The sequence below is a fragment of the Aminobacter aminovorans genome, from assembly GCF_900445235.1.
GTDB lineage: Bacteria > Pseudomonadota > Alphaproteobacteria > Rhizobiales > Rhizobiaceae > Aminobacter > Aminobacter aminovorans.
Genome location: NZ_UFSM01000001.1, coordinates 1,564,750 through 1,590,259, shown reverse-complemented (window position 1 = coordinate 1,590,259; position 25,510 = coordinate 1,564,750). Strand labels below are relative to the sequence as shown.

26 protein-coding genes, 1 tRNA gene and 2 pseudogenes are annotated in these 25,510 nt (G+C 63.2%); 13 read left to right on the top strand and 16 right to left on the bottom strand.

The window, feature by feature from the left end:
- Positions 1-6 precede the first annotated feature (6 nt).
- Together grxC and DY201_RS07885 are read right to left on the bottom strand one after the other, a co-directional pair.
- The gene (gene grxC, locus DY201_RS07890) at positions 7-270 is read right to left on the bottom strand and encodes a glutaredoxin 3 (RefSeq protein WP_115730726.1); all 264 of its coding nucleotides are present in this window, start codon (positions 268-270) and stop codon (positions 7-9) included.
- Between the two features lie 26 nt (positions 271-296).
- Complete coding sequence (locus DY201_RS07885; RefSeq protein ID WP_115733662.1) at positions 297-1,064, bottom strand: ComF family protein; 768 nt, start codon at positions 1,062-1,064, stop codon at positions 297-299.
- A gap of 56 nt (positions 1,065-1,120) precedes the next feature.
- Between DY201_RS07885 and DY201_RS07880 the strand changes: the two genes are divergently transcribed.
- Positions 1,121-1,993, top strand: a complete 873-nt coding sequence (locus tag DY201_RS07880; RefSeq protein ID WP_115730725.1) for a methyltransferase domain-containing protein — start codon at positions 1,121-1,123, stop codon at positions 1,991-1,993.
- Between the two features lie 11 nt (positions 1,994-2,004).
- On the opposite strand, the gene DY201_RS07875 is transcribed toward DY201_RS07880, so the two are convergent.
- The 6 genes from DY201_RS07875 to DY201_RS07850 all read right to left on the bottom strand — a co-directional run bounded on the left by DY201_RS07875 (position 2,005) and on the right by DY201_RS07850 (position 5,464).
- Positions 2,005-2,166 carry a Flp family type IVb pilin gene (locus DY201_RS07875; RefSeq protein WP_115733663.1) on the bottom strand — a complete coding sequence of 54 codons (162 nt, stop codon included), beginning with the start codon at positions 2,164-2,166 and terminating at the stop codon, positions 2,005-2,007.
- A 95-nt stretch (positions 2,167-2,261) separates the two neighbouring features.
- The gene (locus tag DY201_RS07870; protein WP_115730724.1) at positions 2,262-2,576 is read right to left on the bottom strand and encodes a hypothetical protein; all 315 of its coding nucleotides are present in this window, start codon (positions 2,574-2,576) and stop codon (positions 2,262-2,264) included.
- A gap of 111 nt (positions 2,577-2,687) precedes the next feature.
- On the bottom strand, positions 2,688-3,101 hold the full coding sequence (locus tag DY201_RS07865; RefSeq protein WP_115730723.1) for a (deoxy)nucleoside triphosphate pyrophosphohydrolase: 414 nt from the start codon (positions 3,099-3,101) through the stop codon (positions 2,688-2,690).
- A 1-nt stretch (position 3,102) separates the two neighbouring features.
- Positions 3,103-3,876 (bottom strand): GNAT family N-acetyltransferase, encoded by a 774-nt coding sequence (locus DY201_RS07860; RefSeq protein ID WP_115730722.1) that lies wholly within the window; start codon positions 3,874-3,876, stop codon positions 3,103-3,105.
- Positions 3,877-3,884: 8 nt separating this feature from the next.
- A complete protein-coding gene (gene argJ / locus DY201_RS07855) occupies positions 3,885-5,126 on the bottom strand; it encodes a bifunctional glutamate N-acetyltransferase/amino-acid acetyltransferase ArgJ (RefSeq protein ID WP_115730721.1) in 1,242 nt (413 codons plus the stop codon).
- A 104-nt stretch (positions 5,127-5,230) separates the two neighbouring features.
- Positions 5,231-5,464 (bottom strand): putative antibiotic biosynthesis monooxygenase, encoded by a 234-nt coding sequence (locus DY201_RS07850; protein WP_245431925.1) that lies wholly within the window; start codon positions 5,462-5,464, stop codon positions 5,231-5,233.
- 95 nt (positions 5,465-5,559) lie between these two features.
- Between DY201_RS07850 and DY201_RS07845 the strand changes: the two genes are divergently transcribed.
- Positions 5,560-6,159, top strand: a complete 600-nt coding sequence (locus DY201_RS07845; protein WP_115730719.1) for a TetR/AcrR family transcriptional regulator — start codon at positions 5,560-5,562, stop codon at positions 6,157-6,159.
- Positions 6,160-6,164: 5 nt separating this feature from the next.
- On the top strand, positions 6,165-7,091 hold the full coding sequence (locus DY201_RS07840) for a glycosyltransferase (protein ID WP_115730718.1): 927 nt from the start codon (positions 6,165-6,167) through the stop codon (positions 7,089-7,091).
- A gap of 87 nt (positions 7,092-7,178) precedes the next feature.
- Here the strand turns inward: DY201_RS07840 and DY201_RS07835 are convergent, their stop codons facing one another.
- Positions 7,179-8,093 (bottom strand): peptidylprolyl isomerase, encoded by a 915-nt coding sequence (locus tag DY201_RS07835; RefSeq protein ID WP_115730717.1) that lies wholly within the window; start codon positions 8,091-8,093, stop codon positions 7,179-7,181.
- Between the two features lie 240 nt (positions 8,094-8,333).
- Here DY201_RS07835 and secA point away from each other — a divergent pair, with 240 nt between their 5' ends.
- Complete coding sequence (secA, locus tag DY201_RS07830) at positions 8,334-11,057, top strand: preprotein translocase subunit SecA (protein ID WP_115730716.1); 2,724 nt, start codon at positions 8,334-8,336, stop codon at positions 11,055-11,057.
- Between the two features lie 66 nt (positions 11,058-11,123).
- Here the strand turns inward: secA and mgtE are convergent, their stop codons facing one another.
- Complete coding sequence (gene mgtE / locus DY201_RS07825) at positions 11,124-12,512, bottom strand: magnesium transporter (RefSeq protein WP_115730715.1); 1,389 nt, start codon at positions 12,510-12,512, stop codon at positions 11,124-11,126.
- Between the two features lie 232 nt (positions 12,513-12,744).
- Positions 12,745-12,966 carry a helix-hairpin-helix domain-containing protein gene (locus DY201_RS07820; protein ID WP_115730714.1) on the bottom strand — a complete coding sequence of 74 codons (222 nt, stop codon included), beginning with the start codon at positions 12,964-12,966 and terminating at the stop codon, positions 12,745-12,747.
- Positions 12,967-13,062: 96 nt separating this feature from the next.
- Here DY201_RS07820 and DY201_RS07815 point away from each other — a divergent pair, with 96 nt between their 5' ends.
- Together DY201_RS07815 and DY201_RS07810 are read left to right on the top strand one after the other, a co-directional pair.
- A complete protein-coding gene (locus DY201_RS07815) occupies positions 13,063-14,472 on the top strand; it encodes an oligosaccharide flippase family protein (protein ID WP_165915898.1) in 1,410 nt (469 codons plus the stop codon).
- Positions 14,472-15,755, top strand: coding sequence for a GNAT family N-acetyltransferase (locus DY201_RS07810; protein WP_115730713.1), 1,284 nt, complete (start codon positions 14,472-14,474; stop codon positions 15,753-15,755). The genes DY201_RS07815 and DY201_RS07810 overlap by 1 nt, the downstream gene beginning before the upstream one ends.
- A gap of 36 nt (positions 15,756-15,791) precedes the next feature.
- Here DY201_RS07810 and DY201_RS07805 read toward each other — a convergent pair whose 3' ends face one another.
- Entirely contained in the window at positions 15,792-17,423 is a 1,632-nt protein-coding gene (locus DY201_RS07805) for an AMP-binding protein (protein WP_115730712.1), read from the bottom strand.
- 194 nt (positions 17,424-17,617) lie between these two features.
- Here DY201_RS07805 and DY201_RS07800 point away from each other — a divergent pair, with 194 nt between their 5' ends.
- Positions 17,618-18,703 carry a rhamnan synthesis F family protein gene (locus DY201_RS07800; RefSeq protein WP_115730711.1) on the top strand — a complete coding sequence of 362 codons (1,086 nt, stop codon included), beginning with the start codon at positions 17,618-17,620 and terminating at the stop codon, positions 18,701-18,703.
- A gap of 23 nt (positions 18,704-18,726) precedes the next feature.
- Here DY201_RS07800 and DY201_RS07795 read toward each other — a convergent pair whose 3' ends face one another.
- From DY201_RS07795 to DY201_RS29810, 3 genes and pseudogenes are all read right to left on the bottom strand, one after another.
- The gene (locus DY201_RS07795) at positions 18,727-19,638 is read right to left on the bottom strand and encodes a rhamnan synthesis F family protein (protein ID WP_280959924.1); all 912 of its coding nucleotides are present in this window, start codon (positions 19,636-19,638) and stop codon (positions 18,727-18,729) included.
- Between the two features lie 136 nt (positions 19,639-19,774).
- A tRNA-Leu gene (locus DY201_RS07790) sits at positions 19,775-19,859 on the bottom strand.
- A gap of 29 nt (positions 19,860-19,888) precedes the next feature.
- Positions 19,889-20,736, bottom strand: a pseudogene (locus DY201_RS29810) (substrate-binding domain-containing protein).
- A gap of 299 nt (positions 20,737-21,035) precedes the next feature.
- Here DY201_RS29810 and DY201_RS07775 point away from each other — a divergent pair.
- From DY201_RS07775 to DY201_RS07765, 3 genes and pseudogenes are all read left to right on the top strand, one after another.
- Positions 21,036-21,623: a YqaA family protein gene (locus DY201_RS07775; RefSeq protein ID WP_115730707.1), complete on the top strand. Its 588-nt coding sequence runs from the start codon at positions 21,036-21,038 to the stop codon at positions 21,621-21,623.
- Positions 21,624-21,660: 37 nt separating this feature from the next.
- Positions 21,661-22,176, top strand: a complete 516-nt coding sequence (locus tag DY201_RS07770) for a disulfide bond formation protein B (RefSeq protein ID WP_115730706.1) — start codon at positions 21,661-21,663, stop codon at positions 22,174-22,176.
- Between the two features lie 117 nt (positions 22,177-22,293).
- Positions 22,294-22,800 (top strand): annotated as a pseudogene (locus DY201_RS07765) (DMT family transporter); the annotation flags it as partial.
- On the opposite strand, the gene DY201_RS07760 reads toward DY201_RS07765, so the two are convergent.
- Positions 22,767-23,618, bottom strand: a complete 852-nt coding sequence (locus DY201_RS07760) for a YihY/virulence factor BrkB family protein (RefSeq protein WP_172582920.1) — start codon at positions 23,616-23,618, stop codon at positions 22,767-22,769. The pseudogene DY201_RS07765 and the gene DY201_RS07760 overlap by 34 nt on opposite strands.
- A 194-nt stretch (positions 23,619-23,812) precedes the next feature.
- On the opposite strand from DY201_RS07760, the gene DY201_RS07755 reads away from it, so the two are divergent.
- The 3 genes from DY201_RS07755 to DY201_RS07745 are packed head-to-tail and all read left to right on the top strand — an operon-like array spanning position 23,813 to position 25,471.
- Positions 23,813-24,655 (top strand): SDR family oxidoreductase, encoded by an 843-nt coding sequence (locus tag DY201_RS07755; RefSeq protein ID WP_280959923.1) that lies wholly within the window; start codon positions 23,813-23,815, stop codon positions 24,653-24,655.
- Positions 24,656-24,682: 27 nt separating this feature from the next.
- Complete coding sequence (locus DY201_RS07750; RefSeq protein WP_115730704.1) at positions 24,683-24,877, top strand: twin transmembrane helix small protein; 195 nt, start codon at positions 24,683-24,685, stop codon at positions 24,875-24,877.
- 12 nt (positions 24,878-24,889) lie between these two features.
- Complete coding sequence (locus DY201_RS07745; RefSeq protein WP_115730703.1) at positions 24,890-25,471, top strand: cob(I)yrinic acid a,c-diamide adenosyltransferase; 582 nt, start codon at positions 24,890-24,892, stop codon at positions 25,469-25,471.
- Positions 25,472-25,510 lie beyond the last annotated feature (39 nt).

The window sequence follows — 25,510 nt, the reverse complement described above, 5'->3', positions numbered from 1 at the left end:
TCGGGTCTACGCGCCGGTTGCAAGAAGTTGGTCGAGCCTGCCTTGGGCGTCGAGGTCATGCAGGTCGTCGCAACCGCCGACATGGGTGTTGCCAATGAATATCTGCGGGAAGGTCGCACGGCCATTGGCGCGCGTGACCATTTCCTGCCGAAGCTCGGGCGAGAAGCTAGCGTCATGCTCGGTGAATGCAACGCCCTTGCGCTCGAGAAGGCGCTTGGCCGCAGTACAGTAGCCACACATCATGCGCGTATAGATAGTCACATCAACCATGACGAAAATCCGTTGCCCTTGGTCGACTATATAGTGTCCGTATCGTCGGGCCGGAAGTCCCCCGGCAAAACCCGCGCAAAGGTAAGCACGTCGACGGCACCGGCGCCGCCCTTCCTGAGGGCGCGCGTCACCGCCGCGACCGTGGCGCCTGTCGTGTAGACGTCGTCGATTACCAGCACCCGCCTGCCCCTGACATCGATCTCGGCTTCGGGCGGGACGACGAAGGCAGCGCGCACATTGTCCTCGCGTTCGCGCAGGCCAAGCCCGATCTGCTGGCGCACAGCCATCGGCGCAAACGGCACGCCGGAAAGCGACGCTATGGCACGGGCGAGTTCCGCCGACTGGTTGTACTGGCGCCAGAAGAAACGCCGCCAGTGCAGAGGCACGGGCACGACGACCTCGGCATCGGCAACGAGTTCGGCACCCGCTCGCAGCATCCAGCGCGCCATCCACGGTGCAAGGTCGGTGCGGTCATGGAACTTGAGGCCCTGGACCATGCGCCGGGCGATGCCGGTGTAGGCGACGGCGGCGCGGGCCCTGTTGAAGGGCGGCGGGTTGGCGATCGCTTCGGCGGACAGAAAGCCGGCGCCGAAATCATGGCTGAACGGCGTGCCCATCACCTCGCACCAGGGCATTTCGAGGAAGGGCAGTTTGGGCCAGCAGGCGCCGCACAAGGCACCTGTTTGCGTTACTTGGCGGCGGCAGCCGGCGCATACCGGCGGAAAAAGGATCCGCGCCGGCCAAGCGGCAACTGATAAGGCGAGGCTCTTGATCTCCGGCATCGGATCGGCCACGACGGTTCTGGGTCGGGCGACCATAGCAGAAACCCGGCAAACAAGGACATCTCGACGTGCAAGCCATTTTCGACGCCAGCCTCGTGATCGCGCACCGGCGCCGTGCCCTGGCGCAGGGCGTAGCCGGCGCCGACTTCCTGATGGCGCGCGCCGCCGAAGACCTCGGAGAACGGCTGTCCACTGTCGAGCGGACCTTCGATCGCGGTGCTGCGATCTTTTCGGTCAGCCCGGCGGCATCGGCTGTTCTGGCGGCCAGCGGCAAGGTCACCGAGCTTGTGCGCGTCGAAGCCGACGAGGCTTTCCTTGGCGGCGGGCCGGGCATCATCTCCGATCCTGAGACCATTGCGCTGGAGCCGGCGAGCGTCGACCTGGCCGTGTCACTGCTTGCGTTGCAGGAAGCCAACGACATTCCCGGCCAGTTGATCCAGATCCGCCGGGCGCTGAAGCCGGACGGGCTGTTCCTCGGTGTATTGGCGGGAGCCGGCACGCTGGTCGAATTGCGTGAAAGCCTGCTTGCCGCCGAGACGGAGATTTCGGGTGGGGCGAGCCCGCGAGTCATCCCCTTCACCGACGTGCGCGATGCCGGCGGATTGTTACAGCGGGCAGGTTTTGCGCTGCCGGTCGCCGATGTCGAAACGGTGACTGTGCGCTACGACACGATGTTTGGGCTGATGCAGGACCTGCGCGCGATGGGCGTGACGAGCGCACTAGCCGACCGGACGCGGAAACCTGCGACGCGCAGGCTTTTCCAGCGTGCAGCCGAAATCTACGCCGAGCGCTTCTCCGATCCGGACGGACGCGTGCGGGCGAGCTTTTCGTTTGTCTGGCTGTCGGGTTGGGCGCCGGATCCGTCGCAGCAGAAGCCGCTCAAGCCGGGGTCGGCACAGGTGTCGCTGGCCAAGGTGCTGGGGGATGAGGGGAAGAGCTAGGCTCTGACGCCTCAGGGCGTCGCGATCTTGGTGCCGATGTTTTCCCAATATGCCTGAAGTGCCGTGCCGAACTGTCCCAGGCCGCCGATGATTCCCATCGCGATCAGCGTTGCGATCAGGCTGTATTCGATCGCTGTGGCGCCTCTTTTGTCCCTGAGAAATCGCCTGATCATCGGTCGCGCCCACCCGTCTTTGTTGCGTGAGACCATAAGGCCGACATCTTAAGAAAGGTTAACGGCGCAGGCTTAACGGGCGGTGAAGCCTGAAGTCAGCACTCGCCGCTGCGCTGGCCATTGTCTTTGATGACGCAAACCGACTGGGGCGTATCCTGCAGCACGCTGCGACGAAGCGTGTAGCTGGCATTGCGGCTGACCGAACCGGTGGCGGTGTAATCGAGACCGTCGAAGCGGACCTGGTTGAGCAGCGGACGCGTCTTTTCTTCGAGGAAGGGCGTCGCAAACAGCGTCAGCGCTATCGCCACGAAACCGAACAACAGCGCGACTCGCAGGATACCGGCCCGCGCCCTGGCAGCAGAGGACGATCGCTCGGGGCGGATGAGATCCCACTCGTTGTCAGCTTGCATTGGCAACGTCCCTCGCAAAAAGCCGCGTCGATGCGCAGCCGAGACAGGCGGCGGCCATTCAATTTTTCACGATTGGATAAACTTTGGCTTAACGCTGCCGCAAAGGCCGCGTCAGAGCAGGTCGATGAGGAACGGGATCAGCGGCTCGTCGGCGGGCGGCATGGGGTAGTCGCGCATCTGCTTTGGCCGCACCCACTTCAGCACCTGGCCCTCCCTTGGTTCCGGAATGCCCCAGAAGCGGCGGCAGACATAGAGCGGCATCAGGAGATGGAAGTCGTCATAGGTGTGGCTGGCGAAGGTCAGCGGTGCAAGGCACGCCGTCTTGGTCTCGATACCGATCTCTTCGCGCAGTTCGCGGATGAGGGTTTCCTCCGGCGTCTCGCCCTGCTCGACCTTGCCGCCGGGAAACTCCCACAGGCCTGCAAGCGACTTGCCCTCGGGGCGCTGGGCCAGAAGCACGCGGCCGTCGGTATCGACGAGCGCGCAGGCGGCCACCAGCAGCAGGCGTTTTCCCTGTTGGGTCAAGTCAGGCCTCCGGTGGGCGGCGGTAGTGGTAACGATAGACTTCCTTGAAGCCCATCTTCTTGTACAGGCGTATGGCGCCCGCATTGTCGGCCTCGACCTGCAGCCAGGCCTGACGCGCACCGCGCAGGCGGGCCCATTTCAGCGCCGACAGGATCAGCCGGTGGCCAAAACCCTTGCCGCGCTCGGCCTCGGTGGTGGCGATCTCGAACAGCCCGGCAAGATCGGTGTCGTGGACACAGATCGCGGCCGTCACCGGCTTCTCGTCCTGTTCGAGCACGAACATGCCGGCTTCCGGCTGGATGGCGCCGATGATCTCGGACAGGCCGGGGCGCAGTGACGGGTCGAGCCCATGCACCGCCATCGAGGCGCTGACGAAGCGGCCGATGTCCTTGAGCGGGATCTGGTCCATGGCGTGTTCGACGACGCCGTCGTCGAGCGACAGCCGCATCACCATCGATTCCGAAAACGTGCTCCAGCCCTCGCGGTCGAGATGGGCGGCGATCGCCGGCCCCGACAGAGGCGACATGCGGAAGGTGAGCGGCCGGCCATAAGCCTCGAAGCGGCGGCTGGCGCGGGCGATGCGATCGGGAATGTTGCGGATGTCGGCGGGGTCGAGCGGATTGACCGAGTTGAGCCGCTTGGCCGGATGGCCCGCCGTGAGGCGAACCAGCCAGGTGCCGTCATAATGCACCGCCGCCGCCGGCCAGGCACGAAAACCCGCCGCCTCGTAGCGGCGGACGATCGCGAGTTCGTGCGACGGGCGGTTCTGGTTCACGTGTTCTATCAGCTCCTGTAGTCACCGTTGATGGCGACATATTCCTTGGTCAGGTCGCAGGTCCAAACCGTCGCTTTGCCGCGGCCAATGCCGATATCGGCGCGGATGACGATGTTGTCGCCCTTCATATAGGCCGAGGTCGCGGCTTCCGAATAGCCCGGATCGCGCTCGCCATTGTGGGCGAGACGGTTGTCACCGAACCAGATCGACAAAAGATCGCGGTCGGCCGGCTCGCCGGCCTTGCCGACGGCCATGACAACGCGGCCCCAATTGGCGTCCTCGCCGGCGACCGCCGTCTTGACCAGCGGCGAATTGGCGATCGACAGCGCGATGCGCTTGGCCGAGCGCGCCGACTTGGCACCGGTGACAGTGACTTCGACCTGCTTGCGTGCCCCCTCGCCGTCGCGCACGACCTGAAGCGCGAGGGTCTTCAGCATCTTGTTGAGCGCCCGGCGGAAAGCGCCGAGGCGCGCATCCTTGGGATCGGTGATCTTTGGCGCGCCGCGTTTGGCGGCAGCACCCGTGGCAAACAGCATCAGCGTGTCGGAGGTCGAGGTGTCGCTGTCGACTGTGACGGCATTGAAGGTCTTGGCGGTGCCGCGCGACAGCATGTCCTGCAAGACGTCGGCAGATATCGGCGCGTCGGTGGCAACGAAAGACAGCATCGTTGCCATGTCGGGCGCGATCATGCCGGCACCCTTGGCGATGCCGTTGATCGTGACGTCGGTATGACCGAGCTTGACGGTCGCGGTGACCACCTTGGGATAGGTGTCTGTGGTCATGATCGCCTTGGCGGCTTCGGTCCAGTGGTCGGGCCTGGCGTCCTTGACCATGCCGGAGAGCAGGTGGCTGAACTTGCCGGCGTCGAGCGGCTCGCCGATCACCCCGGTCGAGGCCAAGAACACGTCGCCGGGGGTGCAGCCGGCAGCCTTGGCCGCGGCCTCGCCGGTCAGCGAGGTCGTCTCGCGCCCCTTCTTGCCGGTGAATGCGTTGGCGTTACCGGAATTGACGATCAGGATGCGTGCCCTGCCGCCGGTCAGATTCTGGCGGCAGAAATCGACCGGAGCCGAGGGGCATTTCGAGCGGGTGAATACGCCAGCGGCCGCGGTGCCCTCATCGAACACCATGGCCAGCACGTCTGTGCGGCCCTTGTACTTGATGCCCGCTTCGGCGGTGGCGATGCGCACGCCATCGATGGCGGGCATCTTGGGGTATTTCTTGGGTGCAAGCGGGGAGACGGCAGTCGACATGAGGGAACCTCTGCGGGCTCGGGAAACGGTTGAAGTTGGCACCGTTTGCCCGATAGCGCGAGGCTTCGCAAGGCGTTTTAACCTCACGAAGATGTGGGCCAGCCTCAGCCGACGACCGGATTGAGGAAACCGCGGAAGACGCGCTGAACCGTGGGGATCAAGCCCCAGATCATCGCTGATACCATCAATGGCGCAATCAGCAATGTGCGCTGCCAGATCGTCCAGCCGTCGGTCAGAGGCACGATGATGTAGAGAAGCGCTGTGATCAGTGGGTATACCCCGAGCAGAACCATGAGGGCGAAACGCGGGCGGGAAAAGCGAGTTTGGGAGGCAGTCATACTCAACTCCATCGGAACGAAACGTTTCGTTATATAAAACGGGCCGTTTCGTTTCGTCAATAGCTGGTGTAGAGATTATTGAAATGGAGGTTGGAATGAGCACTGAAGCCGAAGCCGCGCGCAAGTCGATCGGCGCCAAACGCAGCCTGGAAAGTGCCGAGGCGATCCTCGAAGCGGCGGAGGCAGTGCTGATCGAAAACGGCCATTCCGGCTTTTCGATCGAGGCGGTGGCGCGCCGGGCGCGCGCCGGCAAGCCGACGATCTACCGCTGGTGGCCGAGCAAGACAGCCCTTCTGCTCGAGGTCTACCAACGCCAGAAGCGCGACATCATCTACTCCGACACCGGCAACATCGAGGAAGACCTGTTCATCTTCGCCAGAAGCCTGTTTGCGCAGTGGCGCGAAACGCCGGCTGGCGACATCTTTCGCTCGCTGATCGCCGAAGCGCAGCAGGACCCAGCAGCCGCGGAGGCGTTGGCCACCTATTCCGCCGGCCGCCGCGCCCATACCGGCAAGCTGATCGAGCGGGCCAAGGCGCGCGGCGAAGTGGCTGGCGATGTCGACCCCAGCCAGATCGCCGACATGGTCTCGTCCTATGCCTGGGTGCACCTGCTGACCGGGCGGCTTGACGAAGACGAGGCTATACTGAGGCAGGCCATCCGGCATATCGTCTACGGCATAGCCGTAAGGAGGTAGCTCCCATGGATCACATCGGGCCGCCGGTCTTGCCGATAAGCCTGATCGTGGTTTCAGACTATCTGTCGGTCGACGGCGATGGCGAGCTGCGCCAGTCGTTGCAAGCTTATCTGCACGACCGGGCGGGCGTACCGGCCGAAATCATCGTCATGCTGCCGGCGGGCAGCGCTTTTTTCCATGGCGCGGGCCAGGACGATCCATCAGTCGTCATCGTCACCCACGACAGCGACGAATCCTCCCAACTCAAGGATGCGGCCCTGCCCTATTGCCGCCAACCGCTGATCGCCGTCGTCGAGGCCGACTGCCTGCCGCAACCGGGTTGGATGGCCACGCTACACAGAGCTCTCGACGAGAACCCCGCCGTTGCGGCGGTCTCCGGGCGGACTTCCTATGGCGATGGCAGCATGCTGAAGCGAGTGATGTCGCTGCTCGACCGCGGCTTCATCGAGTGCCGCGACCGTCACGGCAAGGTGATCCACGTCTCCAGCAACGGCGCGATCTATCGTCGCGCGCTGCTCGAACGCTATCGCTTTCAACCCGGACAGGGACCTTTCGTCAGTGCCCATATCAGGCAGGACGCGATGAACGAGGACGGCATCGCATTGGCGGTGGACCCGCGCGCGGTCTCGATCCACGCTTATGAAGGGCTCGGCTTCATCTGGGACGTGCGCCGCAACAAGGGCTTTCAGTTCGCCCTGATGAAACTGCGCAAACGCAGCGATCGCTCGCGGCTGGGGCTGGCGGTCAGCGCGGTGATGGCCTCGTTCAGGGAAAACCACCGGACCATCAAGGCCGTCGGCGACCAGTTCTGCCAGCCCGCCGACTGGCCCCTGCTGTGGCTGATGATGCTGGCGGTCCGCGTGCCGGAATTCGTCGGCGCGCTGGCTGCCGGCGACCCTGCCGACTTCAAGGCCTCGACCCGTTATCGCTGACGTTCGCCTGCATTGACGCAACATCATGCAACATAAACAAAAAAGGACGGCGCCATCGGCACCGCCCTTCTTAGGATACGTCGAAGATTACTTCGAGGCGTCGATGGCGTCGATCGCCTTTTTCAGCGCCGGATCGGTGATCTCGACCTTGCCGGCGGTGCGGACCTGCTTGACCAGATCGATGTACTTTTCGCGGATCAAAAGCGAGCGGACCTGGTCCTTGACCGTATCGAATGCCGGCGGCTGCTGGCTGCGCTTGTCCTCGACCTTGATGATGTGCCAGCCGAACTGCGTCTGCACCGGCTCCTTGGAATAGGCGCCGACTTCAAGGGCGAGTGCCGCCTTCTCGAATTCCGGCACCATCTGGCCGGGGCCGAAGAAGCCGAGATCGCCGCCCGAGGTCTTGCCCGACGGGTCGGTGGTGTTTTCGTTGGCGAGCTTCTGGAAGTCTTCGCCGCCTTCCAGCTTCTTGATGATCGCGTCGGCCTCTTCCTTGGTCTTGACCAGGATGTGGCGGGCGTGGACCTCGTTGACCGGCTTCTGGGCCGCGATTTCCTTGTCGTAGCGGGCGCGGATCTCGTCGTCGGTGATCTTGCCGGCGACTTCCTTCTCCACCAGTTCACCATGCAGGGCGCGCTGGTCGAGGAAGGCGACGCGACGCTGGAAGTCGGCGTCCTTGTCGAGGCCCTTCTCGACGGCCTGGGCAGCCATCAGGCGGATCTCGATGATCGACGACAGGGCGGCGGCGCGGCGCTGCTCCGGCGGCAGATTGCCGAACTGCTGACCAAGGTCCTGCTCGGCAAGCGTGATATCCGCTTCGGTGACATTCTCGCCGTTGATCGTCGCCACGATCGCATTCGGATCGACGGCAGCGGCTGCGGGGGCAGCGGCCTGGGGTGCAGGTGCTGTTTCCTGTGCAACCAGCGGCAGCGACGACAGCGCCACAAGTCCGGCGGCAAGCCCGACGCGGGCAAGCGAGGCGCTACGGAACGAAAAAGACATCTAAACTCTCCGGTGGGGTGATGACCGCACTTCCAAATCAACCTGAATGTGGCGGAATTTGGCGTCTCCGGCAGGCTCGCTGCAACGTTGACATAAGTTGTGCCCCCTCTTATCTGTCCATCGTCTTCGCGTCCAGAAGGGTTTTTCCGGGCGCTTTTCGTGTTGAGTCTGCCACCTTACGTTCCCCGGCAGGTTCGGCCGGCGGACAGTCGGCTTCATTCGAATTGAAAGGACCACTTGATGGTCAGTCTCGGCGGTCTCGCCCGTAAGATTTTCGGTTCCTCCAACGACCGCCGCGTCAAGTCGACCCGGCCCCGGGTGGAAGCGATCAACGCTCTGGAAAATGAACTGCAGGCGCTGACCGACGACCAGCTTCGGGCGCGGACCGAGCAGTTCCGCCAGGAGATCGCCAACGGCGCCTCGCTCGACGATCTTTTGGTCCCGGCTTTCGCCACGGTGCGCGAAGGCGCCAAGCGCGCGCTCGGCATGCGTCCCTTCGACGTCCAGATGATCGGCGGCATGGTGCTGCACGGTCGCGGCATCGCCGAGATGCGCACCGGCGAAGGCAAGACGCTCGTCGCCACCCTGCCCGTCTACCTCAACGCTCTGACCGGCAAGGGCGTGCATGTCGTTACCGTCAACGACTACCTGGCCCGCCGCGACGCCGAATGGATGGGCCGTCTCTACAGGTTCCTAGGCCTGTCGGTCGGCATCATCGTGCACGGCCTGTCCGACGAAGAGCGCCGCGCGGCTTACGCCTGCGACATCACCTACGCCACCAACAACGAACTGGGCTTCGACTACCTGCGCGACAACATGAAGTACGAGCGCGCCCAGATGGTGCAGCGCGGTCACTTCTTTGCGATCGTCGACGAAGTCGACTCGATCCTGGTCGACGAGGCGCGCACGCCTCTGATCATTTCCGGTCCGCTCGAGGACCGTTCGGAAATGTACAACACTGTCGATGCCTTCATGCAGCAGATGGTTCCGTCCGACTACGAGGTCGACGAGAAGCAGAAGACCGCCATCTTCACCGAAGAGGGCACCGAGAAGATGGAGAACCTGCTGCGCGCGGCGGGGCTGCTCAAGGGCGAGTCGCTCTACGACATCGAAAACGTCGCGCTGGTCCACCACGTCAACAATGCGCTCAAGGCGCATCGCCTGTTCCAGAAAGACAAGGACTACATCGTCAAGGACAACGAAATCGTCATCATCGACGAGTTCACCGGCCGCATGATGCCGGGCCGCCGCTTCTCGGAAGGCTTGCATCAGGCGCTGGAAGCCAAGGAACACGTGGCGATCCAGCCCGAGAACCAGACGCTGGCCTCTGTCACTTTCCAGAACTACTTCCGTATGTATGAAAAGCTCGCCGGCATGACCGGTACGGCACTGACGGAAGCCGAAGAGTTCGGCAACATCTACAATCTCGACGTCACCGAGGTTCCGACCAACCTGCCCGTCAAGCGCATCGACGAGGACGACGAGGTCTACCGGACGGTCGAGGAGAAGTACAAGGCAATCGTCCGCGAGATCAAGGAAGCCAACGCCAAGGGCCAGCCGACGCTGGTTGGCACGACCTCGATCGAGAAATCCGAGCAGCTGGCAGAACGGCTGCGCAAGGATGGCTTCAAGAATTTCGAGGTGCTGAACGCCCGTCACCACGAGCGCGAAGCCTCGATCGTCGCCCAGGCCGGCAAGCCGGGCTCGATCACCATTGCCACCAATATGGCCGGCCGCGGCACCGACATCCAGCTCGGCGGCAACGCCGACATGCGTATTGCCGAGGAACTGGCCGACATGCCGGCCGGCCCTGAGCGCGACGCCAAGGAGAAGGCGATCCGCGAGGACGTCGCCCGTCTCAAGGAAAAGGCGCTGGCTGCCGGCGGCCTCTACGTGCTTGCCACCGAACGCCATGAAAGCCGCCGTATCGACAACCAGCTGCGTGGCCGCTCCGGCCGCCAGGGCGATCCGGGCCGCTCGAAGTTCTTCCTGTCGCTGCAGGACGACCTGATGCGCATCTTCGGTTCCGAGCGCATGGACGGCATGCTCCAGAAGCTGGGCCTCAAGGAAGACGAGGCGATCGTCCACCCCTGGATCAACAAGGCACTGGAAAAGGCGCAGAAAAAAGTCGAGGCGCGCAACTTCGACATCCGCAAGAACCTGCTCAAATATGACGACGTGTCGAACGACCAGCGCAAGGTGGTGTTCGAGCAGCGCATCGAGCTGATGGATGCGACCAGCCTGACCGATACCGTCGCCGAGATGCGCCATGACGTGATCGAGGATCTCGTCTCCAAGCACATTCCCGAAAACGCCTATGCCGAACAGTGGGATGTCGCAGGCCTCAAGGAAGGCGTGATCCAGTATCTCAACCTCGACCTGCCGATCGAAGAGTGGGCAAAGGAAGAGGGCATCGCCGAAGAGGAAGTGCGCGACCGCATCACCGCCGAAGCCGACAAGGCGGCTGCCGACCGCGCCGAGCGCTTCGGCCCCGAGGTGATGACCTATGTCGAGCGCTCCGTGGTGCTGCAGACCATCGACCATCTCTGGCGCGAGCATCTGGTCAATCTCGACCATTTGCGTTCGGTCGTCGGCTTCCGCGGCTACGCCCAGCGCGACCCGCTGAACGAGTACAAGGGCGAGGCCTTCGAGCTGTTCCAGGCAATGCTCGGCAACCTGCGCCAGGCAGTGACCGCGCAGTTGATGCGCGTCGAACTCGTGCGCCAGGCCGCCGACGCGCCGCCGCCGGAAGCACCCGAGATGCATGGCCACCACATTGACGGCACAACCGGCGAGGACGATTTCGGCGAAGGCTCCGTTGCCGTCCTGCAGGACAGCCGCGTGGTCGCCGCCGAGGATCGCGACCCTAACGACCAATCGACCTGGGGCCGCGTCGGCCGCAACGAAGCCTGCCCCTGCGGTTCGGGCAAGAAGTACAAGCACTGCCACGGCACCTTCGCCTGATAGGCAGATTGATCGGAGAATGAAAACGGCGGCCCAGTGGGCCGCCGTTTTGATTTGTGCTGTCAGCTACAGCAGCGTGCCGTGAAGTATCAGCAGAGCGATGCTGAAATAGATCACCAGTCCGGTGACATCGACGAGCGTCGCGACGAACGGCGCCGAGGCGGTTGCCGGGTCGAAACCGAGGCGCTTCAGGACAAACGGCAGCATCGAGCCGGTCATCGAGCCGAAGGTCACGATGCCGACGAGGGTCGCCCCAATGGTCAGCGCGACAAGGTGCCAGTACGGGCCGTAGTCGTAGAGGCCGAGCACCTGCCAGATGACGATGCGGACTATGCCGATGACACCCAGGATCGACCCCAGCGTGATGCCGGCCGGCAACTCGCGCAGCGCCACCTTCCACCAATCGCTCACGCGCACTTCGTGCAGCGCCAGTGCCCGGATCAGCAACGAGCTTGCCTGACTGCCTGAATTGCCGCCCGAGCTCATGATCAGTGGAATGAACAGCGTCAGCACGATGGCCTTTTCGAGCTCGCCTTCGAAACTCTGCATGGCCGAGGCCGTCAGCATTTCGGACAGGAACAGCACGCTCAGCCAGCCGGCCCGCTTGTGGATCATCCTGAAGAAGCCGATGTCCATATAGTGCTCGTCCAGCGCCTCCATGCCGCCCATGCGATGAACCTGCTCAGTGTCGCGCCTGACCATGGTGTCGATGACGTCGTCGACGGTGACGATACCTATGAGGTGGTTCCTGGCATCGACCACCGGCACGGCAAGCAGGTCGTATTTGGCGATCAGGCGCACGGCCTCTTCGAGCGGCGCCAGCGCCGTCGTCTTGATCAGCCGACGCTTCGGCATGGCCGACAGGATTCCGGCGCGCGGATCGGCCGCTATGACGCGCCGCAACGGCACGGCATGGACCAGGGTTTGCCTTGAGGGGTCGACAACGAACACCGCATAGACGGTTTCCCGCGTGCTTTCGACTGCCCGCACATGGCGAAGCACCTCCGACACCGTCCAGTTGGACGGCACCGAGACGAACTCCGTGGTCATCATGGCGCCGACACATTCCTGCGGATAGTCCAGAAGCCTCTCCAGTGCCGCCCGCGTATCGCCATCGAGTATGGCCAGCAAATCGCGCTGCGCGACGGGATCGATCTCCCGCAGTGCATCGGCTGCACGGTCGGCGGACATGCCGGAGAGCAGGCACGCGGCCGTGTTCCCCGGCAGAACCGAAAGCAGTTCGGCCGTATGATCGAAGGCAGGCTGGTCGAGCACCTCGACAGCGCGCTCCACCGGCATCAACTCAAGCAGTTGTGCCGTTTGCCCGATATCGCATGTGTTGAGCACCTCGACGATGTCGGGTGCGGTTTCCTCCGCAAGACGCGAAGCGATTGCCGCATTGTCGCGGACGGCTGCGTCGCCGCGCAGCTCTTCGATGATGGTGGTGTAGCTCATTTCGCACCCCTTCAGTCGCGCCGAAAGCCATCGGCGGCGACCCAGGGGGAACGATCAACTGCGATCAGTCCCTTCGGTCGGCGCCGACGGCTTTGTCGTTCGACTATGACTGTCGCTGTTCATGGTTGTTTCCTTGGGTTCATGCGACGCAATGCGTTGGATAGACTGCCCCGCGCCGCCTAGATGGCGCGCGCAAACCAGCCAGTCAACCCCTGGCGTCAGGGTCGGCCGATCAAGCCTTGGTGTTCGCCAGTTCGATGAGGTTTCGGAGCGCCGCAACGCCCAGGCTGTTCATGCGCCCGCCAGCGATGTCGATGCGCATGGCAATCTGGAGCGGGTCGGCACCTTTAAGGTCGGCGAGGCGTTCGACGCCGATCTCCTCAAGATAGCCGAGCATCCTCGGGCCGATCGAATGCGCTCGCAGCATCGATTTGCGCTCGTCTTCGGAGATCATGCCGCCTCGCCCCGGTTGTTTTGTCCACCCAACCGTTTCTTAATCGCTATCCACTACATGCTGTGAGCGAAATCGCGGAAGATGGAGTGTATCGAGTTGCGTTTTTCCGCAGCGATGACGGCCGAACGGTGGCTGCCGGGGCAGATCGCCTCGCGCATCGCGCCGTTATTGCGCCGCGTCGACGCGGTGTTGTTCAGCAGCGACGAGCGCGGCGAAGCCGGCCGCATGTCGCTTTTTGCCTTTGCCGTGCGGATCGTAAGTGCTGCCATTGCCTTCGTCAGCCAGGTGCTGCTGGCGCGCTGGATGGGCAGCTTCGAATACGGCATCTTCGTGCTTGTATGGGTGGCGATGATCATCGTCGGCTCGCTGTCCTGTTTCGGTTTCCACACCTCGATCATCCGCTTCATTTCGGAGTACCGCGAAAAGGGCATGCTGGACGATCTGCGCGGCGTGCTTGTCGCCAGTCGCCTGTTCGTGATCATCGCCTCGACAATTATTGCAGCGCTGGGAATCGTCGGTGTCTGGGGATTTTCCGGACGCATCCAGAGCTACTACGTCGTGCCGTTCTCTCTTGGCATGATCTGCCTGCCGATGCTGGCGCTGTCCGACGTACTGCAGGGCCTGGCGCGGGCAAACTCCTGGGCGTTCGCGGCACTCGTGCCGACCTACATCACCCGGCCGGTGCTGATCCTGGTGTTCATGGCCGTGGCCGTGGCTGCAGGTCTTGCGCCGACGGCGGAGACCGCCGTCTTGGCATCCATCGTCGCCACTTATGTGACCACGATCAGCCAGCTCGTCCGCGTCACGTCGCGTGCCGAAAAGCGCATCCCCACCGGCCCGCGCAACTACCGGCTCGGCTACTGGCTCAAGATCTCGCTGCCGATATTCCTGGTCGAGAGCTTCTTCTTCCTGCTCACCAACGCCGACGTGCTGATGGTCGGCTTCTACATGGAGCCGGACAAGGTCGCCGTCTATTTCGCCACCGTGAAGACGCTGGCGCTGGTGCATTTCGTCTATTTCGCGGTCAAGGCGGGCGTCGCCCAGCGCTACGCGCAGTTTGCCCATAGCGAAGTTGACAAGCTCGCCGGCTTCGCCCGCGAGACGGTGTCGTGGACGTTCTGGCCATCGCTGGCAATGGGCGTGGTGGTGCTGCTGCTCGGCGAGCCGCTGCTCTCCATGTTCGGCCCCGGCTTCAGCGACGGTTATCCGCTGCTGTTCCTGCTGGTCTCGGCTGTCGTCGCGCGTTCGGCAGTCGGCCCGTGCGAAAGCTTGCTGACGATGAGCGGCTACCAGAATGTCTGCGCCTTGGTCTATGCTGCCACGCTGGCCCTCAACATTGGCCTCAACGTGCTGTTGATCCCGACGCTCGGCCTGTGGGGCGCGGCGATCGCCACCTCGGCGGCGATGATCTTCGAGGCAACCGCACTGTCCTTCACCGTCTGGCGCAAGCTCGGCATAGTCATGGTCCTGTTCATCCCCACGAAACGCACGGTAGAAAACGCCTGATGGCAGCCATCCCGCTTCTCGAGGAAACCAGTGGCGGCCCAGCGGGCTCGCTGATCGCCGGTATTGCCGGTGTGCCGGCCGACGCCGCCGAAGCAGCCCATCTCGAACTGACATCGGCCGAAAGGCCGCTGCGCAGGCTGGCGATCTATCCCGCCTCGGCCGGCTTCGACCTTGTCGAGGAGCTCGACCATCTCTGCGCCCGCACCATCGAGCCCAACGTCTTCTTCAACCCGCGCTTCCTGGCGCCCGCAATGCCGCGCCTCGAGGACCGCGAGGTGCGCCTCGCCGTCATCCGTGACGGCACCGAGTACCGCAGCCGCCTGCGGCTGCTCGTGCCCTATTCGGTCGAAAAACCGGCGGTGCCACTGGGCGTACCCGTGATGCGGACATGGTCGAGCCCGTTCGGCCCACTCGGCACGCCGCTGCTCGACCGTGACGACCCTGAGGGCGTGATCGCCGATTTCTTCGCCATGCTGGCGCGACCGCATCTCAAGCTGCCGAAAGTGTTCGTCATGCCCGACATGCGCCTCGACGGCGCCGTGGCTCGAATGCTGAGCGCGACGGCCGAATCGCGCAACCTGCCGCTCGTCGTGACCGGCCAGTTCGAACGGCCTTTCCTCGAAAGCGACGCCGAGGGCGAGGACTATCTCAAGCAAGCGCTCGGCAGCCGCCACTACAAGGAATTCCGCCGGCTCGGCCGCCGACTGGCCGACCAGGGTGTTGTCGAACACAAGGTCGCCCGTACCCAGGAGGACGTGCGCCACGCCATCGAGCAGTTCCTGACATTGGAGGCCTCCGGCTGGAAGGGACGCCAGCGCACCGCCATGGCTATCGACCGCTACCGCGCCGCCTTTGCCCGCGAGGCGGTGCACCGCATGTCGGAGCAGGACATGTGCCGAATTCATTCACTCACGCTCGACGGCCGCGCCATTGCCAGCCTCGTCGTCTTCGTCGAGGCCGGCATCGCCTATACTTGGAAGACCGCCTATGACGAGACGCTGTCAGCGTTTTCGCCCGGCGCACTGCTGATGATGGCGGTGACCGGCCAGCATCTCGACGACCCCAACATCATGATGACCGACAGCTGCGCCGTGCCCGACCATCCGATGGTTGGAAAGATGTGGAGCGAGCGCAAGCCGATGGGCACCTTCGTCGTCGGGCTGACGCCGGACGCCGACCGGGTCACCCGTCAGGCCGCCTCGCAATTGCACCTCTATCGCGAGACACGCAAGCTCGCCGTCAAGCTGCGCGACCGCGTGCGCAGCCTGCTCAAGAAGCGCTAAGGCAGGCCCGTCCCGGTTCAACCAGCCGGATCACGCTCAGCTTGTCTTCACCTCGCGTTTCGCCCGGTCGCGAAAGATGCGGCGGATGACCTTGCCGGTGGTGGTCAGCGGCATTGAATCGACGAACTCGACCTCGCGCGGATATTCATGCGCCGAAAGGCGTTCGCGCACCCAGAGCTTGATCTCCTCGGCCAGCGCCGCGTCGCCCGCAACCCCGTCCTTAAGCACGACATAGGCCTTGACGATCTCGGTGCGCAGCGCGTCGGGCTTGCCGACGGCAGCCGCCAGCGCAACTGCCGGGTGGCCGGTCAGGCAATCCTCGATCTCGCCGGGACCGATGCGGAAGCCGGCCGAGGTGATGACGTCGTCGTCGCGGCCGAAGAAGGCGACATAGCCGTCCTTGTCCTCGATGCCCTGGTCGCCCGTGGTCATCCACTCGCCGACGAACTTTTTCTCCGTCGCCTCGGGGCTTTGCCAGTATTCGAGAAACATCACCGGGTTGGGCCGAGCAATGGCGATCTGGCCCGGCTCGCCCACCGGCACGCGCCGGCCTTCGCCGTCGATAATAGCGACGCGATGGCCAGGCACCGCCTTGCCGATGAAGCCGCCACGGCTGATACCGAGTCCAGCGCAGGACGCCAGCACCGCGTTGCATTCGGTCTGGCCGTAGAACTCGTTGACGACGAGGCCCAGTTCCGCGGCGGCCCAGTCATAGGTCTCGCGCCCGAGCGCCTCGCCGGCGGATCCGACGCTGCGCAGGCTCAGGCGGAAGCGCTTGCCGATGTCGGGCACGACCTTCAGCATGCGCAGCGCCGTCGGCGGGATGAAGGCGTTGCGCACAGCCATCTTTTCCATCAGCAGCAGGGCTGCTTCGGGGGCAAACTTGTCGAAGCGGGCGGCGACAACGGGCAGGCCGAAATAGAGCCCGGGCAGCAACAGGTTGAGCAGGCCGCCGGCCCAGGCCCAGTCTGCCGGCGTCCACATCAGATCGCCTGATTGCGGCAGGAACTCCTGCGCCATCTGGATACCCGGCAGGTGACCGAGCAGGACGCGGTGGCCGTGCAAGGCGCCCTTGGGTGGGCCTGTCGTGCCTGAGGTGAAGATCATCATCGCCGGATCGTCGGGCCCGGTGTCTTCGGCGGCAAAGTCAGGCGAATGCGCGGCGAGCAGGCGGTGGAAATCATCGACATCGCCGCCATCGACAACGACGACGGTTTCGAGTTCGGGCAGCCGGCCGCTGACCTGGCTGACTTTGGCGAAGCCGGCCTCGTTGGTAACGATCGCCCTGACGCCCGCCGTCTGCAGGCGGTATTCGAGCGCCTCGACGCCGAACAGCAGTGCAAGCGGCACGGCAATCGCGCCGAGCTTGTAGATCGCGACATGGGCGATCGCTGTTTCGAAGCTCTGCGGCAACAGCAGGGCCACCCGATCGCCCCGGCGCACGCCCCTGGCCCGCAGTGCATTGGCGAAAGCGTTGGACCGACGCGCCAGCTCCCCGAAGGAGAGTTGTTCTGCTGCCCCGTCCGTGCGGTAGTCGAGCAGTGCCGTGCGTTCGGCATCGATGGATGCCCAGCGGTCAGAAACTGCGGTGCCGATGTTGAACTTTTGCGGAATATGCCAGCGGAAATCGCGATAGAGGGCGTCGTAAGTGTCGCGCCGTTCGAGCATGGACGGTCGTCTCCGCTCCTCCGCGAGGGATTTCGTTGTGGCTGGATCGGAGTTGACCTACCAACCAACAGAAAGCCTGCCTAATATCGGAAGCTGCTGACGTCAAGAAACGGTCCAGAACGTGACGTCGAGATAGCATTCCATCGTGTCAGCCGACTGTCCAGCGGCCAGTGCAGCATCATCCAGGGGTCGAAATGCCAAAACTACGCCCTCTGCACTCTCTCAAGAAGCGTATCGCCAAGTTTCGTTACCACGATCTTGAAGTCATCAGGGCCAAGTTCAATCGCCGCTTCGGTAGGGAAGAGCCATATCAGGTTCATCAGGGTGAGCGGCATCACCCCGGCGGCGTATACGCCATATTCTTGATCTGGCAGCCCAAAGAGACGCCATGGTATGTCGACAATGCGCTCGCATCATTGGACGACGTTCAGGCCAACGTGATCCTGGTCGTAAATCACGACCTGAGTGCCGAGCGGCTGCTTGATCTCAAGCAGCGCTGTTCGAAGATCGTCATTCGCAACAACGCCGGCTTCGACATCGGCGGATACCGGGACGCGACGCTTCATCTGCTCGAGAATGCCGAGCCTGTGCGCCTGCTCTATCTCAACGACAGCGTGTACTTTTTCAAGAAGGGACTTACTCCGCTTTTTCAGGAGCTGGTGAATTCGAGGGCCGATGTCGCAGGTTCGTTCGAAAACTGGGAGTATACTTACCACATCCAGTCTTTCTGCTTCTCCGTAGGGCACGACATCATCGCAAGTTCGGAGTTTGCAAGGTTCTGGGAAGAGTATCTGCCGGTCAATTCGCGCCTTTGGGCAATCCGAAGGGGAGAGATCGCTTTCTCCGAGGCGATCTTGCCAATCGCGAAATCGGTCACGTCCATCTACACCCCAAACAAAATTCGACACCATGTGTCCGAGATCGACCTCAACAAAGTCGAGTCGACAAACATCTACATTTGCCGGGGCCAACGGCTTCCATCCTCAAGCTTCAAGGAAGAAAGCCACACCGGCCTAGTCTCGAAAATCTGCGAGCACATAGCCATGCGCTCTCAAATACACACTGCAGGGTTCTTGTACAAAAAGTACCTCGACTGCCCTCTGATGAAGCGCGATCTGTTGTATCGCCTGCAGTTTGATATCTACGAAATCGAGCACAATCTGGTGGATGTCGGCCATGAAGGTCACCTCGTCGAAATTCTGAGCGACATGAAAAGGAAAGGCCCCGGCTATCAGCTGCGTTCGACGAAAAAGCGGCTCTTTGAGCAAGGCATCATATAAAGGCACGCCACCCTGACGCCCACCTACTCACCCGACCGGGACAACATCCGCCGCAGTGCGCTTCCGACATTGTCTCGTGCGACCTTGAAGCTGAAATTCAATCGCGCCGAGAAGGGCGGACCGCGTAGCTGTCTCGCAAATGCATATCTGTCATTGAAGTCGGCATATCCGAAAGGATCGGCACTCGAGGCGATGCGGCGGCGGAGCGCGACGGCACCCAGGCCCAGGCAGCGTTCGAATGCGTGCGCCATCGTCCCGTCGATCTGGTTGGCTTCCGCCTCGAAGTCGCCGGCCGTAAAGCCGAGATCGACAAGCGGCGCGATGACGTCGGTGCGTGCCATGAACATGGTTCCGGCACAGTAGCCGGCATCGAGCAGTTGTGGCCGCTCCAGGCCAAGACGCCGGGCAATGGCAAGGACGCGTGCCTCGTTTCCGCCCATGTATCGGGCGAGCGAGAGGAAATGCCCCTCGGGGCCGACAATGCCCAGCGAAGGATCCGCTGCGAAGGCCGAAGTCAGGCGCTGCAGCGCCTGAGGCTGAAGCAATGCCGAGACCAGCATCCGGCGCCAGCTGTCCCCATCCCTCAGATGCGGCGACTTCTTGGTATGAACCTTGACCACGACGTCAAACCCCTCGGCGCGAATGTCTCGAAACATGCGAAGGAAAGGCAGCACGTCGCGACCCCGGTTCTCGAACACGCCAAGGCTGTAGTCTCGCCCGGCAGCATCGAGCCGCGCGCGCACCACGGCCTCATGACGCGGAACGGTCGTTACGAAGAGCTTGTATTGCGTGGGGAGAGCTTGGGAGAGGTCGAGGATTTCATCAAACGCGTCCATGTAGAACCCATGGATGGCAATCGCGACTCGAAGCTCTCCGTGCATATGCGATGCCTGTTCATGGACGATAAGTGCTTTTATGCGGCCAGATTCATACACCAGTCCCTAATGTTGTGACGAACGCGCGGGCGATTTATTTCTGGTAATATTGAAATGACCAACCCAGCATCCTGGCACCGCAGGCACGGCATGATCATCAAGGCGGCCGCTTTCCGCACTATCGCACAAAGGCGAATGGTGCCCCTAGCCGGGATCGAACCAGCACTCCTTGCGGAACTCGATTTTGAGTCGAGCGCGTCTACCAATTCCGCCATAGGGGCCTGCCCTAAACGGACAGAATGGTCGCGGACTATACGGTCGGGCGGCCCTTCGTCAACTGGGCAGGGACGCCTTTGCGCAACTTCATGTTGGAACAACGTCCACCGCCGCTGTGAAAGCATGGCCGTTGAGCGGGCAAGCCAATCGCGCAAGCTGGGCCGATGTAATGGGCGGCGATTTGTGAAGCGGCTTCGACGCTGTCGGCAGCGCAGCTATCTACCTTTGGCGAAACGCACAGGCAGCCGCTCGCGAAAGCAGCGCACGGCGGGGTCTGGCGGTTGGTCGATGCGCCAGAGCAGGTAGGCGGCAGCGCCGTCTCGGACTGCGTGCCAAGGGCGGTTGCGGCGATCCGCACGAGGGTGCCGTGGGCAAGGTCGGCATCGACCATCCACTGCGGGAGATTGCCCCAGCCGACGCCGGCCTGGATCAGCGCCAGCTTGCTGGCGAGGTCGCTGACGCGCCAGGTGCCGGGCGGCAGCACGCGAAACCCAGCCCTTCGCTCATCGGCGAGGGATCGCTGACGACGATCTGAAGATGATCGGACAATTCGACCGCCGACCAGCCGGCGGCAGGTACCGCCGCAAGCGAATGGTGGTCCGCGCAGACGGCGACGAAGGGCTGCACCAGGCCAAGGCACTCAGCCTCGACGAGCCTGTCGCGCTGCCTTTCGGTGGTGATGGCAAGTGTGAACTGCCGGTTGACGAGTGCGTGCAGTGCCGAACGCATCGGCACGGTCGTCAGTGCGACGCCGACCGAGGGGTGCTCGGCGCTGAGGTCGAAAAGCGTGTCTGCCAGGATGCTGGCCGGGATGACCGGATCGACAGCCACCGCAAGCAAGAGCTCCAGCCCCTGCCCCAGCCCGCGCGCTTTGGCGCGCATGGCGTCGACCTTGATCAGGATCGCCCTGGCGTCCGCAAGCCCGAACTGACCGTCGAGGGGCTGGCGCTGCAGCCAGCCGAGCAGCATAGCATGGGGACGAGACGATCGGCCGCCTTTGGTCGCCGGTTGTCTGCTCATCGCGCTGAACCATGCAAGGCGTTCCCCAACAAGGATGTGCTGCAAGCCATCACGCGACAGAATGTAACGGTTGCCCTGGCTTTCATATTCGTGAAGACCCCGAGCATTGTGCGCCACAGCAATTCTTCCTAAACAGGCAGCGCACATCTCAAGGGGGCCAGATGCTTCGCCGACTCTACGACTGGACCTTGTCGCTCGCGGCAAGGAAATCCGCCGAATGGTGGCTGGCCTTCATCGCCTTCGTCGAAAGCTCGGTTTTCCTGGTGCCGGCCGACGTGCTCTACCTGCCTATGGCGCTGTCACGGCCGGACAAAGCCTATCGTTATGCGATCATCGCCACCGTGGCCTCGGTGCTCGGCGGCATCGCCGGCTGGTACATCGGCCACTACGCCTTCGAGGCGGTGGCAAAGCCGGTGCTCGAATTCTACGGCAAGTATGACGAGTTCGAGGCACTCAAGGTGTCGTCAGGCGCTGGTATCATCCTGTTGATGCTGGTCACGTCGGGGCTGTCACATTTGCCGCCAATCAAGGTGGTCACCATTCTCGCCGGCGTCGTCAGCTTCCCGCTCGGCTGGTTCATCGTCTCGGCGATCGTCGCCCGTGGCGCACGCTTCCTTTTCCTGGCATGGCTGCTCCGCACCTATGGCGAACCGATCCGCCACTTTATCGAAAAGCGCCTCGGGCTCTTGGCCGGCCTCGCCGCCGCTGCCCTCATTTTGCTCTATCTTCTCGTCAGATACCTCCACTGAACGGCAAATGCCGGTAACAACAGCTGGGCACTCAAGAATGACCTCCCTCGCCTCCCCGACCGGCCGCAGCCAGACGCTGACCGCGATCTTCCTGACCATTGCCATGGCCGCCGTCGTCGGCACCGCACTCGGCTTCCAGCACATTGGCGGCTACCTGCCCTGCAAGCTCTGCCTCGAGCAGCGCACGCCCTATTATGTCGGCGTGCCGTTGATGGCGCTTGCCGCACTGTCGTCGGCGCTGCACTGGCCGGCCTGGATGACCCGCGCGCTGCTGGCCGTGGGCTGGCTTTTGATGCTTTACGGGCTCTATCTCGGCGCCTACCACGCCGGCGTCGAATGGCGCTGGTGGGCCGGCCCGACCGACTGCCAAGCCGTTTCGGGCACCGTCGACACCGGCGGCAAGGGCCTGCTCGACGTGCTCAACAATGTCGTGCCGCCGCGCTGCGAGGATGCGGCACTGCGCGTACTCGGCCTGTCCTTCGCCGGCTGGAACGTGCTCGCCAGCGCCTTCCTGGCGGTGGTTGCGCTTCGTGGGGCTTTCAGTAAGGCGTAAGTTGGGGGAGGCCGCGATCCTTCGCACCCTCTGTCCTGTCGAACATCTCCCCCACAAGGGGGGGATCAGCCTTCATCAAGGCTCGAACTCAACATCCCGGATAGGTCCGTGAGCACCGGAAGCATCGGCGTGGTGATCGTGCTTTCCCCCAAACTTGGCGCGATCGGCGGCGGCGTTACCTGGCAGACGCTGACCGCATCGATCATCGCCATGGCCGGCATCAGCGCCGGCACGATCTGGCAGAAGCGCGTCGGTGCGGCCAGCGACCTGGTATCAGGTACGTTCTGGCAATATGTCGGCGCGGCGATCCTGATGACGGCTGCCTCGGCGATCTTCGAGACGCAACAGATGACGATGAACGGCGAATTGATCTTCGCCATGGCCTGGTTGGTCTTCGTGCTGTCGATCGGCGCGATCTTCCTTTTGATGGTGATGATCCGCGACGGCGCGATGTCGAAGGTCGCTTCGCTGTTCTACCTGGTGCCGGCGGTGACCGCCGTCATCGCCTGGCTGCTGTTTGGCGAACAGTTGTCGGCGATCCAGCTCGTCGGCATGGCGATTGCCACGCTTGGTGTCGGCCTGGCGACGGCTCAGCCTGGCACGCGGGCGCGGGCCTCGAGATAACGGCTGATCGCGGCGTTGAGTTCGCCGCCGAGGATGAAGATCGCCGAGACGATGTAGAGGAAGACCACCGCGATCATGATCGAGGCAAGACCGGCATAGGTGGTGACGTAGGACGAGAACGTGTCGAGATAGGCGGCGAAGATCGTCGAGCCGACCACCCAGGCGATGAGTGTGAAGACGATGCCGGGGATGATGCTGAAGAAACGGCGCCGACCGGCCGGCAGCCACATATGCACGGCAAACAACCCGAAGACGATGACTGCAGAAGCGATGGAAAAGCGCCAGACGGTGATGGTGCCCATATAGGGCTGGATCCATTCGAACTTGGCTTCAAGGATGCGCGCGATGATCGGTGCAAACACCAAAAGCACCGAGATCGCGACGAAGCTGATCGTAGCGATGAGCACGAAGAAGATGCTCTGGATGCGCCGGAACCAGAAGGTGCGGGTCTCGGTGATGCGGTAGGCACGGTTGAGGGAGGTGCGCAGCGCCTCGACGCCGTTGGAAGCAAAGTACGCCGCAAGCACGACGCCGTAGGTCAGAAGATCCGTACGCGGCACGGTCAGAACGTTGACCACCTCCCGCGCGATGGGTGCCGCGATCTGGTCAGGCCAGGTGTCGAACACCAGATGCACGGCGGTTTCGGCGAATGCATCGGCGCCGAGGAAGCTGGCGAGGGTGGTGGCAAAGATCAGGAAAGGGAACAGTGCCATCAGCGCCGAAATGGCGAGATGACTGGCCATTGCCCAACCGTCGTCGTCATGGAAATGGCCGGCTGCGTCGAAGAGCACGCGCCTCGTGGCGACGATCTTGCGCATCAGCTCCAGTTTACCACTCCGTCCGATTGTTTCCGAGGCGCGAATATGGGAAGGCTTTGCCTCGGTTGGCAAGTAGCGCATCGACTTGAAAAACACCAAGATTTTCAGAAAGTGCTATGCGCGAATTCAACAATTTGCTGGAGTGTCTCTTGTGCGTCCATGTCGCACGCGCGGCGTTTCAAGACGGGAGCGACGTGAACCCGACCAAGGATTTACGCACCATCATCATGACCGGCGCCTCATCGGGCATCGGTGCCCATTGCGCTCGCGCCCTCAAAGCCGAAGGCTGGCGGGTGTTTGCCACAGCGCGCAAGGCCGAGGATCTGGCGGCACTGGAAGCCGACGGTATCGAGGCGCTCTATCTCGACTACACTCAACCGAAATCGATCGAAGCGCTTGTCGAAACTGTGCTCGAACGCACCGGCGGCAAGCTCGACGCGCTGTTCAACAATGGCGCGCACGCCCAGCCGGGAGCGGTCGAGGACCTGCCCATGGCCGCATTGCGCGACCAGTTCGAGGCCAACTTCTTCGGCTGGCACGACCTGACGCGGCGCATCGTGCCTGTGATGCGCGCGCAGAACCACGGCCGTATCGTCAATTGCTCGTCGATCCTCGGGCTGACGCCAGTGCCGTTCCGCGGCGCCTACTCCGCCTCCAAGCATGCGCTGGAAGGACTGATGCTGTGCATGCGTCAGGAGCTCGCAGGCAGCGGCGTCCACGTCGCAATGATAGAGCCCGGACCGATACGCTCTGAGATCGCCACCAACGGGCTCGACTGGTTCCTGCGCTACATCGACCACGAGAACTCACCTCACCACGAGGCCTACCGCGCCCAGCTCGAAAGGCTCTCCAGCGGCGGCTCGAAATCGCGGCTGAAACTGGGGCCGGAAGCGGTCCATGCGGTATTGCGACACGCCCTGCTGTCACCCCGGCCGCGTCCGCATTATGTTGTCACCACCCCTGCGAGAATCGGCGTCGTGCTGAAGCGCCTGCTGCCCGCCTCGCTGCTCTACAGAATTCTGGCCCGCCAAGCCTGACCGGCCGCCGACTGAACTGGAACCAACATGGCTACCGTCTTCAACATCCTCGCCGTCGTCTTCATGTTCGCAGTCGTGGTCGTCCTGATCCGCGGCCTGGTCAACATGCTGCGCGGCGGCTCAGGCAACACCTCCAACAAGCTGATGCAGGCCCGCGTGCTGCTGCAGGCGGTGGCGTTGGTGTTCATTGTTTTGACCCTCTATTTCACCCGTGGCGGCTGAGCGGAGCGCGGAATGGTCAAGCTCAACAAGATCTACACCCGCACCGGCGACGACGGCACCACCGGCCTGGGCTCGGGCGAAAGGCGGTTGAAATCGGACCTGCGCGTCGAGGCCTACGGCGCCGTCGACGAGGCCAATGCCTGCATCGGTTTGGCACGGATACATACCGCGACCGAACACCCCGACATCGACGCCATGCTCTACCGCATCCAGAACGACATGTTCGATCTCGGCGCGGATCTGTCGACGCCCGACACCGGCAGGGACCTGGGCTACGAGCCGCTGCGCATCATCGCCAGCCAGACCTCGCGCATCGAGGCCGACATCGACGCGCTGAACGCGCATCTCGAGCCGCTGCGGTCCTTTGTGCTGAATGGCGGATCACCGGCGGCAGCAGCGCTGCATCTGGCCCGCACCGTTGCCCGCCGCGCCGAACGGGTGATGGTGGCGCTGGCGCAGCACCCCGAGGAGCATGTCAACCGCGAGGGCATCCGCTACATCAACCGCGTCTCCGACCTGCTGTTCGTTGCCGCGCGTGTGGTCAATGACAACGGAAAAGCCGATGTGCTATGGGTTCCCGGCAAGAACCGCTAATCAGCAGATTTAGTCGCCGGGAGGGCGGAAGCGAGCCGC